Origin of the sequence: Amphritea pacifica (assembly GCF_016924145.1) — a bacterium.
Taxonomy (GTDB): Bacteria; Pseudomonadota; Gammaproteobacteria; order Pseudomonadales; family Balneatricaceae; genus Amphritea; species Amphritea pacifica.
On sequence record NZ_JAFFZO010000006.1, the window covers coordinates 142,378 to 153,158 of the forward strand.

General features: G+C 55.1%; 10 protein-coding genes. 7 read left to right on the forward strand and 3 right to left on the reverse strand.

Going from position 1 to position 10,781, the window contains the following annotated elements:
- Positions 1-29: 29 nt before the first annotated feature.
- The 3 genes from rsmB to def are packed head-to-tail and all read right to left on the reverse strand — an operon-like array spanning position 30 to position 2,800.
- Positions 30-1,328 carry a 16S rRNA (cytosine(967)-C(5))-methyltransferase RsmB gene (gene rsmB, locus JW499_RS04735; RefSeq protein WP_205209517.1) on the reverse strand — a complete coding sequence of 433 codons (1,299 nt, stop codon included), beginning with the start codon at positions 1,326-1,328 and terminating at the stop codon, positions 30-32.
- On the reverse strand, positions 1,325-2,290 hold the full coding sequence (fmt, locus tag JW499_RS04740) for a methionyl-tRNA formyltransferase (RefSeq protein ID WP_205209518.1): 966 nt from the start codon (positions 2,288-2,290) through the stop codon (positions 1,325-1,327). Before fmt ends, rsmB begins: the two co-directional genes overlap by 4 nt.
- A gap of 3 nt (positions 2,291-2,293) precedes the next feature.
- Positions 2,294-2,800: a peptide deformylase gene (gene def, locus JW499_RS04745; protein WP_091354294.1), complete on the reverse strand. Its 507-nt coding sequence runs from the start codon at positions 2,798-2,800 to the stop codon at positions 2,294-2,296.
- A 141-nt stretch (positions 2,801-2,941) separates the two neighbouring features.
- On the opposite strand from def, the gene JW499_RS04750 reads away from it, so the two are divergent.
- From JW499_RS04750 to JW499_RS04780, 7 genes are all read left to right on the forward strand, one after another.
- On the forward strand, positions 2,942-3,985 hold the full coding sequence (locus JW499_RS04750) for a LysM peptidoglycan-binding domain-containing protein (RefSeq protein ID WP_205209519.1): 1,044 nt from the start codon (positions 2,942-2,944) through the stop codon (positions 3,983-3,985).
- 38 nt (positions 3,986-4,023) lie between these two features.
- Positions 4,024-5,139 (forward strand): DNA-processing protein DprA, encoded by a 1,116-nt coding sequence (gene dprA, locus JW499_RS04755; protein WP_205209520.1) that lies wholly within the window; start codon positions 4,024-4,026, stop codon positions 5,137-5,139.
- Between the two features lie 127 nt (positions 5,140-5,266).
- Positions 5,267-5,779, forward strand: a complete 513-nt coding sequence (gene purE / locus JW499_RS04760; protein ID WP_091354302.1) for a 5-(carboxyamino)imidazole ribonucleotide mutase — start codon at positions 5,267-5,269, stop codon at positions 5,777-5,779.
- A 5-nt stretch (positions 5,780-5,784) separates the two neighbouring features.
- Positions 5,785-6,342 (forward strand): L-threonylcarbamoyladenylate synthase type 1 TsaC, encoded by a 558-nt coding sequence (gene tsaC / locus JW499_RS04765; RefSeq protein ID WP_205209521.1) that lies wholly within the window; start codon positions 5,785-5,787, stop codon positions 6,340-6,342.
- Between the two features lie 53 nt (positions 6,343-6,395).
- A complete protein-coding gene (hemF, locus tag JW499_RS04770) occupies positions 6,396-7,310 on the forward strand; it encodes an oxygen-dependent coproporphyrinogen oxidase (RefSeq protein ID WP_205209522.1) in 915 nt (304 codons plus the stop codon).
- A 1-nt stretch (position 7,311) separates the two neighbouring features.
- Positions 7,312-8,148, forward strand: coding sequence for a shikimate dehydrogenase (aroE, locus tag JW499_RS04775; RefSeq protein WP_205209523.1), 837 nt, complete (start codon positions 7,312-7,314; stop codon positions 8,146-8,148).
- 84 nt (positions 8,149-8,232) lie between these two features.
- Positions 8,233-10,608, forward strand: coding sequence for a Lon protease family protein (locus tag JW499_RS04780; RefSeq protein ID WP_205209524.1), 2,376 nt, complete (start codon positions 8,233-8,235; stop codon positions 10,606-10,608).
- Positions 10,609-10,781: the final 173 nt, after the last annotated feature.

The following is a 10,781-nucleotide window of genomic DNA, read 5'->3' on the forward strand; positions in this document are numbered from 1 at the left end:
TCTCCGGTCAGCTGGCAGAACAGTCTGCTTCAGTTCTGATCCTTTAGCAATACCGCATAATAAAAGCCATCGTGTCCCTGCGGCTGAGGAAATAGCTGGCGGCCATAGGGTCGCTCAATGCCCCAGTTCGCCTCGATTGGGAGGTGGCGTGCATCTGTTTGTGTCTTGAGAAACCGTTCAATGACCCGCTCATTCTCCTGAGGGAACACGGAGCAGGTTGCATAGACCAGCCGGCCGCCGGGTTTCAGCATCTGCCAGCAGTTATCTAATATAGCCAGTTGTAGCTCGGCAAGTGGCTTAATATCTTCATTTTGTCGCAGATGTTTTATGTCCGGGTTGCGCCGTATTACGCCCGCTGCAGAACAGGGGGCGTCTACCAGAATTCGGTCATACTCTGCGCCATCCCACCAGGTACGGCTAGCGGCATCGGCAATGATCACTTCCGCTGAGAGGTTCAGGCGGCTGAGGTTTTCCTCAATCCGCTCTGCCCGGTTAGGCTCCAGCTCTATGGCGGTGACATGGCTGAGATCGGGTTGGTGTTCCAGAATATGGCATAGCTTGCCGCCCGGCGCTGCGCAGGCGTCCAGTACCCGCTGACCGGGTTGCAGATCCAGTAGTCCGGCACTCAGCTGTGCCGCTTCATCCTGAACGCTGGCAAAACCGTAGGCGAATCCCGGAAGCAGATTGACGTCCACCGGTGAGTCCAGTTGGATAGCTGTTGTTGAATAGAGGGTTGCTGAGGCGGCGATACCGGCATCCCGGAGCTGCTGAAGATAGTTGTCCCGGGAGGTTTTCTGCTGGTTAACCCGCAGCGTCATCGGTGGCTGCTGACTATTCTGTTCGAGTACCGCCTGCCAGTGGTCCGGCCAGTTGTGTTGCAGTTTGGCGATCATCCACTGTGGGTGGTTGTAGTGAAATTCGGGCTGTTCACTCAGTTGTTCAAACAGTGCCCCCTGCTCTCTTTGCAGGTTGCGCAACAGGGCGTTGAGCAGCCCTTTGGCCCACTCTTTATTCAGCTGGCTGGCGGCTTCAACGGTTTCGCTGATCGCGGCATGGGCGGGAACGCGCATCTCCAGCAGTTGGTAAAACCCCAGTAACACCAGGGCGTAAAGATCCTGATCCTGGGGTTTGAATGGTTTTTTCAGAAGCTGATTCGCCAGGCAGGATAGCCGTGGCAGAAAGCGCATGGTGCCATAACAGATCTGCTGTAACAGCGCCCGGTCGCTTTCCTGGCACTGCTGCAGGGCCCGGGGAAGTGCCGTGTTGAGGGACTCTTTGCGCCCGATAACCGGGCCCAGAGCGCGTGCTGCAATGGCGCGGATATTCATTCGTGGTGGCCCAGCTCCGTACCGTCACTAAACAGTTCCCGTTTGGAGTTCAGTACTGCGCTGCTGTCCATCGCTTTGCTGCCGGGAAGTTGTATTTTAAGCAGTCTGACCGTCCCGCTGCCGCAGGCGATAATAATTGCTTTTTTATCGGTGCCGATCACAGTGCCAGGTTTTGTAGCATGCTGCTGATCGCTGGGTTCGGCGTACCAGACTCTGAGGGTTTCGCCGTTGAGCAGGGTAAATGCAACCGGCCAGGGCGAAAGTCCGCGGATCTGTCGGGCGATCTCAGTGGCGGGTTTGCTCCAGTCGATCTCCCCTTCCGCTTTTTCCAGTTTGTGGGCATAGCAGGCCAGGTTATCATCCTGAGCTTCCCGTGGGATTGACTGGTCGGAAATGGCGGGCAGGCTTTCCAACAGTGCCGCTGCACCGATGGCCGCGAGGCGGTCATGCAGCTCACCGCTGGTATCCGTGGGAGTGATCGGACAGCGCTTCTTCAGCAGCATATCACCGGTGTCCAGCCCGGCATCCATCTGCATAATGGTGACACCGGTTTCGCTGTCACCTGCCAGCAGTGCGCGATGGATCGGTGCAGCACCACGCCAGCGCGGCAGCAGTGAAGCATGGACGTTGATGCAGCCCAGTCGGGGTGCATCAAGCACCGCCTGCGGCAGCAGTAAGCCATAGGCCACCACCACCATCAGATCAGCATCCAGCGCGGCCAGTTGCTGGCGATCCTCTTGCTGCTTAAAGTTCAGTGGCTGATAGACCGGCAGGTCGTGTTCCAGAGCGACTTTTTTTACCGGGCTTGGTGTCAGCTTACGGCCGCGGCCTGCAGGCCTGTCAGGCTGGGTATAAACACCGATCACCTGATGGCCGGCATCCAGTAGTGCCGCAAGGCTGGCGGCGGCAAAGTCCGGCGTTCCGGCAAACAGTATGCGCAGTTGTCTGGCGGTGTCTGGCATGCTTCAGGCCTTTTGTTTGTGCAGTTTGTCCAGTTTGCTGCGGATGCGATTACGTTTCAGTGGTGACAGGTAATCGACAAACAGCTTGCCTTCCAGGTGATCGATTTCGTGTTGAATACAGACGGCCAGCAGATCATCTGCTTCCAGAGTGTACTCTTCGCCGAACTCATTCTGTGCGGTGAGGCGGATTTTGTTGGGCCGCTCAACATCTTCATAGAACCCTGGAACGGAGAGACAGCCCTCCTGCATCCGCTCTGTTTCATCAGCAAGAACCTCAATCTGGGGATTAATAACCACCAGAGGGCTATTTTTCTCTTCAGAGGTATCGATAGTGATGATACGCTGGTGCACATTGATCTGCGTTGCGGCCAGGCCGATGCCGGGAGCGTCATACATGGTTTCAAACATGTCTTTGACCAGCTGGCGCAGCTCATCGTTAAATTCGGTAACCGGCTCAGCAATTGTGCGCAGGCGTGGATCTGGAAATTCAAGTATTGGAAGTAATGACATGGCTGCTTGAGAAAGAAAAGGTTGAAAAAAATGAGCGCTAGAATCAATAATCTTCCCATTATACTGATATAGATACACAATGTATTGCCGATACTGTTATAGACTCTCAAAAACATGGCGGTCTGAGACAAGGATTAGAAGATGAAACAACTGGTAACAGGTTTTCTGGGCGCTCTGGCGGTATGTATTGCATTAGTAATGCCGGCGCAGGCCGATGTTCGCAAAGATACCCTGGCGTTGAAAGAAAACCATCCGAAAACGTATGTAGTGGTTAAAGGTGATACGCTGTGGGATATCTCCGGGATGTTCCTGCAATCGCCATGGAAGTGGCCTCAGTTGTGGGGATACAACCAGCAGATTGATAACCCCCATCTGATCTACCCGGGTGATGTACTGACTCTGAAGTGGGTTGATGGTCAGCCGCGTCTGGTGCTGAATGACGGTATTCTGCGTCTGAGCCCGAAAGCGAAAGTGACCTCGCTGAAGGATGCGATCCCGGCGATTCCTCTGAAGGATATTATCAGTTTCCTGGCGGACAACATTGTTATGGACAGTGATGAACTGACCGCCTCCCCCTATATCGTGGGCGGCACCGCAAACCGGATTGTTGCCGGTGCCGGTGACCGGGTGTACGCACGGGGCTCGCTGGTGGGAGATTATTCGCGGCAGAATATTTACCGTCCGGCCAAAGAGTATATCGATCCGGTCACCCAGGAACATCTGGGCTACGAGCTGTTTAAAATTGGCGATGCGGTAGTGGATAGCAAGAAAGGGGATATTATCACTCTGGACTTGCGTAAAACCCGGGAAGAGGTGTCTGCCCTGGACCGTGTATACCCCAGCCCTAAAGAAGCCATTCAGTCTGTCTTCTATCCCAGTGCCCCAGAGAGCGTGATCAACGGTCGAATTCTCTCAGTACTGCGCGGCGTGCGTCAGGCTGGACAGTATGATGTTGTTTCCATCAATCAGGGTGCGCGTGAAGGGTTAAAACCGGGCCATGTGCTGACAATTTTCCGTGCCGGTGAAATGCTCAAAGATCCGGTGACTAAAGAGCTGATCACTCTGCCGTCTGAAAAGTCGGGCCTGATGATGGTCTTCAAGGCGTATGAAAAGGTCAGTTATGCGCTGATCCTGAAGGCTACCGACGTCGTCTCTATCGGTGATGAGGTTCATACGCCCGAGTAACACCGGCTGTTAAACATGAAGATGGACAAGGAGTGTCCATGGAAAACTATTTCAGGGAATGGATAGCACTGTCAGAACTGCCCGGAATGGGGCCGGGGGTTCTGCTCAGGCTGGCAGCGCAGAACGGCTTTGAGCCTGTTGCACTGCTGGGGCTGGGTGCTCCACAGCTCGAGGCGCTCAGTCTGCCTGCTCAGACAATTCGTCATATCCATGCTTTTCAGGCAGGCCAGTGGCCTGACAACGACTATCTTGAAACGGTTCTGCACTGGCTACAATCGCCTTCGAATCACCTGATATCATTCACCTCGGATCTATACCCGTCTTTATTAAAGCAGATATCAGACCCTCCCCTGTTGCTGTATATCAGTGGCGATCCCGATCTGTTGCATATGCCTCAGTTGGCTATTGTCGGTAGCCGTTCAGCCAGTCGCAGTGGTGTGTCGCTGAGCCGGTCCTTCGCCAGTGACCTGACACGGGCCGGAATTACCATTACCAGTGGGCTAGCCAGGGGTGTCGATGGCGCGGCGCATATGGCTGCTGTGGCGCTGTCAAAGCCTACTGTGGCGGTACTGGGGTCCGGGCTGTTGAATATCTATCCCCGTCAGCATCAGCGTCTGGCGGATGATATTGTCAGGCAGGGCGGCGCGCTGGTGTCAGAATACCCGCTAAGAATGGCGCCGCTACCCCATAACTTTCCCCGCCGTAACCGGATTATCAGCGGCCTGAGTGCCGGGGTGCTGGTAGTTGAAGCGGCCCGGCGCAGTGGTTCGTTAATTACTGCGCGTCTGGCGCTGGAGCAGGGCCGGGAGGTGTTTGCGCTGCCCGGAGCCCTGAACAACCCTCAGAGCCATGGATGTCACGACCTGATTCGTGAGGGCGCGACGCTGATCGAAACCAGTGCGCAGATAGTCGAGCCCTTAGCCAGTCTGCTGGGTAGTTATTGCCATGATGAAAAGCGCGCCATGCCGGAGTCCATTAAACTGACGGACGTCGAAGCCCGGCTGCTGGAGCAGATCGGTTATGAGCTGGTGACGCTGGAGCAGCTGATCGGCATAACAGGACTGGATGCCGCAGAATTGTTGCCGCAGCTGGTGGCGATGGAGCTGTCGGGCTATATTGAAAACACCCCGGATGGTTATCAGCGACTGATCTGAAAAAAGATTGATCTGTTTAGTGTTTCCGGACGTAAAAAACCCGCTATTTTGCGTGGTTGAATGTTGTACAGTTTTAGAGTAATTTGCCACGTTTTCCCGAATAACTTCACGACTTTTGAAGGAAATCATGACTAAACCATTTGTTGCTATTCTGATGGGTTCCGACTCTGACCTGCCGATTATGAAGGCTGCCGTTGACGTTCTTCGTTCTCTCGAAGTTCCGTTTGAGATGAAAGTAAGTTCTGCGCACCGTACACCGGTACAGACACATGAGTATGTTAAAGATGCTGATCAGCGTGGCGCAGTAGCATTCATCTGTGCAGCGGGTATGGCTGCTCACCTGGCGGGTGCGGTTGCAGCCAACACCACTAAGCCGGTGATTGGTGTACCGATTGAGTCCTCTCTGGACGGCCTGGACGCCCTGCTCTCTACCGTACAGATGCCAGGTGGTATTCCGGTAGCGACTGTTGCCATTGGGAAAGCGGGTGCTAAAAATGCTGCTTACCTGGCGTGCCAGATCGTTGCTGTGCAGGATGCTGAGCTGGCGGAGCGGATCAAGGCTGAGCGTCAGGCGAATACCGATGCGGTTGTTGCGAAAGATAAAGCGCTGCAGGAACGACTGGCCAACGGCGAAATCTGATCGCTATGGGCTGGTGGCATATTCGTCAGGCAGCCAGGGCGATGCACCATGGTGGTATTATCGCCTATCCTACCGAAGCTGTTTGGGGGCTCGGCTGCGACCCCTTCAATGAAACAGCGGTGTACCGTCTGTTGGCCATCAAGCGTCGTCCGGTTCATAAAGGGTTGATTCTGGTGGCATCCTCGGTGCAGCAGGTGAAACCGCTACTGGACAATCTTGCGCTAAAAGACCGGCAGCGTGTCGAGGCTTCATGGCCGGGTCCGGTCACCTGGATTTTACCTGATCCTGATAATCTTATACCCTACTGGATTAAAGGAAATCACGCCTCAGTTGCCGTGAGAGTGAGTGATCACTATCAGGTAAAAAATCTTTGTGATGAGTTCGGATCGATGATTGTGTCGACATCGGCAAATTACTCAGATAAAGATGCTGCAAGGGATAAATTGAAAGTGAATATTCACTTCAAGGATAAAGTGGATGCTATCGTGCCCGGTGAGCTTGGTGCTCTGAGTCGGCCAACGACAATTTATCGACTGGACAGTGATACGCCGGTACGAAGTTAAACAGAGCCGCGGTTGGTAGAAACTAACAGCGCTTCAATCACAGAGGTAAGAGAATGTCAGCACCGGACATTAATGCGGTAAAAGAATATCTGCTGGGCCTGCAGGACAGTGTCTGTGCTCAACTGGAGCAGGTCGATGGGCTGGCCACTTTTGTCGAGGATAGCTGGCAACGGGAAGCCGGTGGCGGAGGCCGTACCCGGGTGCTGGCGGAAGGCGCAGTGATCGAAAAAGGCGGGGTCAACTTTTCCCATGTGTTCGGCGATAAGCTGCCCGGCTCGGCCACGGCACATCGTCCGGAACTGGCGGGTCGCACCTTTCAGGCGATGGGGGTGTCGCTGGTTATCCACCCGCACAACCCCTATGTGCCGACCTCCCATGCCAACGTTCGTTTCTTTATCGCAGAAAAAGAGGGTGAAGAGCCGGTCTGGTGGTTTGGCGGTGGCTTCGATCTGACCCCCTATTACGGCGATAAAGAGGACTGCCGCGCCTGGCATCAGGCGGCGAAAGAGGCCTGCGATCCGTTTGGTGCCGATGTTTATCCCCGCTACAAAGCCTGGTGCGATGACTATTTCTACCTTAAGCACCGGGATGAACCCCGGGGCATTGGTGGTTTGTTTTTCGACGATCTCAATGAGCCGGACTTCGATACCTGCTTTGCACTGATGCGCTCGATTGGCGACGCCTATGCCCCTGCGTATTGCCCCATCGTCGAGAAACGTAAAAATACCCCCTATGGTGAGCGTCAGCGTGATTTCCAGCTGCACCGCCGGGGGCGTTATGTTGAGTTTAACCTGGTTTTTGACCGGGGTACGTTATTTGGTCTGCAGTCCGGAGGGCGCACCGAGTCGATTCTGATGTCGCTGCCGCCGGAAGTCCGCTGGGGCTATGACTGGAAACCGGACGCCGGTTCAGAAGAGGCCGAATTGTATGAGCACTTCCTGAAACCGCAGAACTGGCTGGAGGGCTGAGATGACCGATCGTTACGCCGTGTTTGGTAACCCGATCAAGCACTCCAAGTCGCCGCTGATCCATACTGCGTTTGCCCAGCAGACGCGGCAGGACCTTGAGTACACCTCAGTACTGGTGCCAGAGGATGGTTTTAGTGAGGCTGTGGATAACTTTCTCGCCGTTGAGGGAGAGGGTAAAGGCCTGAACATTACCGTGCCGTTCAAGGTTGAGGCATGGCAGAAAGCGGAGTGTCACTCCGACAGAGCTAAGATGGCGGGGGCGGTTAACACCCTCTATCGTAATCAGGCAGGTCAGTTGTGTGGCGATAATACCGATGGCCTTGGGCTGGTCGCCGATATTACCCGCAATAATGGTGGTGAGATCGGTGGTAAAGACCTGCTGATTCTGGGGGCAGGCGGAGCCGTGCGCGGTGTGCTGGAACCGATTCTGGCGTTGCACCCCGCCCGGCTGGTCATCGCTAACCGCACCGTTGCTAAAGCCGAACAGCTGGCACAGTTGTTTGCTGCTCATGGGACTATTGAAGCCTGTAGTTATGACCGGTTAAACGGTCAACAGTTTGATCTGGTGATCAATGGCACCGCCGCCAGTCTGCAGGGTGAAGTCCCTCCCCTCCCCGACGATCTGCTGCGCCCGGGGGCCTGGTGCTACGATATGATGTATGCGGCGGAAGTGACTCCGTTCAACCGCTGGGCTGCCGCCCATGGCGCAGAGAAAACCCTTGATGGCCTGGGCATGCTGGTTGAACAGGCCGCTGAGTCATTTGCCATCTGGCGCGGAATCCGTCCCGATACATCCGAACTAATTCAAGAGCTTAGGCATCAGTTACTGGCTCAGTAAGCAGCACTAAAATCGTTCCTTGCGTGGAGTTTCTACTCGGGTTATAACAGGAGGGGTCAACTCCAGTCGCAGGAATGATCCGTTATGGAAAAAGAGACCCAGCTCTCCCCCGATCAGCTTTACCGTCACTGCAACACCGAGTTGCTGCCTTTCAAAACCACCGAAACACTAGAGCCCTATGCCGGTTTCTTTGGCCAGGAACGCGCCGTCGAAGCGATGGAGTTCGGTATCGGTATGAAGCGTCCTGGCTACAACATGTTTGTTATGGGTAACCCCCACACCGGACGTTTCTCGTTCGCCATTGAGAGCATCCGTTCAAAAGCCAAAAAAGAGCTGAAGAAGACCAGCGACTGGTGTTATCTGAACAATCTGGAAGAGACCCGCAACCCTATTGTGATTCAGCTGCCATCGGGCAAAGGCTGGGTGTTCAAGCGGGATATCAAGCACCTGATAGAGGGGATTCTCACGGAACTGCCGGCCGCGTTTGAAAGCCCGGCCTATCAGCGCAAGAAAAGCAAGGTAGAGCGGGATTTTAACCGCCTTTACGATCAGGCGATTGAGAAAGTGGATAGTCTGGCGCGGGAGCACAGCATCGCCGTCTACCGCGATGCGGGCAGCATAGGCTTTACCCCGGTGGCGGAAGGCCAGGGAATGGATGAGGCGGCTTTTTCCCAGCTGCCAGAAGAGATTCGCGACGAGTTCACCCGTAATATTGCCAAGCTGGAAGAGTACCTCAATGAAGAGCTGGCCAGCATGCCCAAGTGGCGCCGGGAAGCAGGCGATAAGATGAAAGTGCTGGACCGGGAAACCGCCCGCAATGCGGTGGCCCCCCTGATTCAGCCACTGCGGGAGAAATACCATAACTTTTCCGGCGTGCCCGATTATCTCGGTCAGCTGGAGTCCAACCTGGTTAAAAACGCCCTCGATATAATCGAAGACGACAAGCCCAACGAAGCGCGCACCGATCTGGCCCGGCGGCAATATATGGAGAACACCTTTGGCGTGAATATGCTGGTGGATAACCAGAAAACCAAGGGCGCTCCGGTGGTGTTTGAAACCCACCCCACCTATGACAACCTGTTTGGCCGCATCGAATACAACTCGGAGATGGGGGCCCTGAGCACCAACTTTCAGCTGATCCGCTCCGGTGCGTTACATCGGGCGAATGGTGGTTATCTGGTGCTGGAGTCAGAAAAACTGCTGGAGCAGCCCTTTGTCTACGGTGCTCTGAAACGCGCGCTGAAATCCCATGAGATCCGCATCGAAAACCCGATGTCAGAGATGACCGGCATGGGCACCATCACCCTGGCGCCGCAGTCGATCCCGCTGAATGTCAAAGTGGTGCTGATCGGTACCCGTGAAACCTACTACCTGCTACAGGAACTGGATCACGATTTTGAGAAGATGTTCCGGGTGGTGGTGGATTTTGATGAGGATGTGAAACGGGAACCTGCCACCATCCGCAGCTATGCCCGACTGATGAAAACCCTGGCCGATGAAGAGGGCCTGGCGCCGCTGAACCGTCAGGCGGTTGCCCGGCTGGTGGAGCACAGCTCACGCCTGACCGAGGATCAGGAGCTACTGTCGGCCCATGTCGGCGAGCTGGTAGACCTGCTCTGCGAAGCGGACTACAAGCGAATTCGCAACCGTGACGAGATCATCAACGATCAGCACGTGGAGATGGCGCTACAGGCCAAAGAGCGTCGCACCAGCCGTATCTCATCAAAGATCCTCGACAGCATTCTTAACGAAACCGTTCTGATCGATACCGACGGTGAAGCTTCCGGCCGCACTAATGGTCTGACTGTACTCGGCGTAGGCGATGTCTCCTTCGGTTTCCCGGCGCGCATTACCGTCACCGTACACCCGGGCAACCGCGGCATTGTCGATATTGAGCGCGAAGTCACCCTGGGGCAGCCGATCCACTCCAAAGGGGTGCTGATTCTGTCCGGTTATCTGGGGCATAAATACGCCAAAGACTTCCCACTCACCCTGTCCGCCAGCATCGCGCTGGAGCAATCCTACGGCTATGTCGACGGCGACAGCGCCTCAATGGCGGAAGTGTGCACCCTGATCTCGGCACTGACCGATATCCCGATTAAACAGCAGTACGCTATCACCGGGTCTATCAACCAGTATGGCGAAGTGCAGGCGATTGGTGGTGTGAATGAGAAGATCGAAGGCTTCTTCAACCTTTGCAACACCCGCGGCCTCACCGGCACCCAGGGGGTAATTATCCCCAAAGCTAACATCCGCAACCTGATGCTGAAACGTGAAGTGGTGGATGCCGTGGCTGAGGGACAGTTCAGCATCTACGCCGTTGCTACCGTCGACCAGTGTCTGGAACTGCTGATGGGCCGTAAAGCCGGCCAACTGAAGGAAGATGGCACCTTTACCCAAAGGTCGGTGAATGCGGCGGTGGTTAAGCGACTGCGGGAAATCGCCAAAGCGAAGGCTTAAACCGCGAAGCGGTTAGCCTTAGCTTTAGACCGCCGCTACGCGGCTAGCTTATGTGGACTCCCCTCTGTCAACAATGAAACGATTTTGACTTAGAATAAATGCACGCTTATGTTCGAGCTCTGATTGAGTCGCTAACTCTGGCTCACTGATATTTGCGCGAACTACCGGATCAT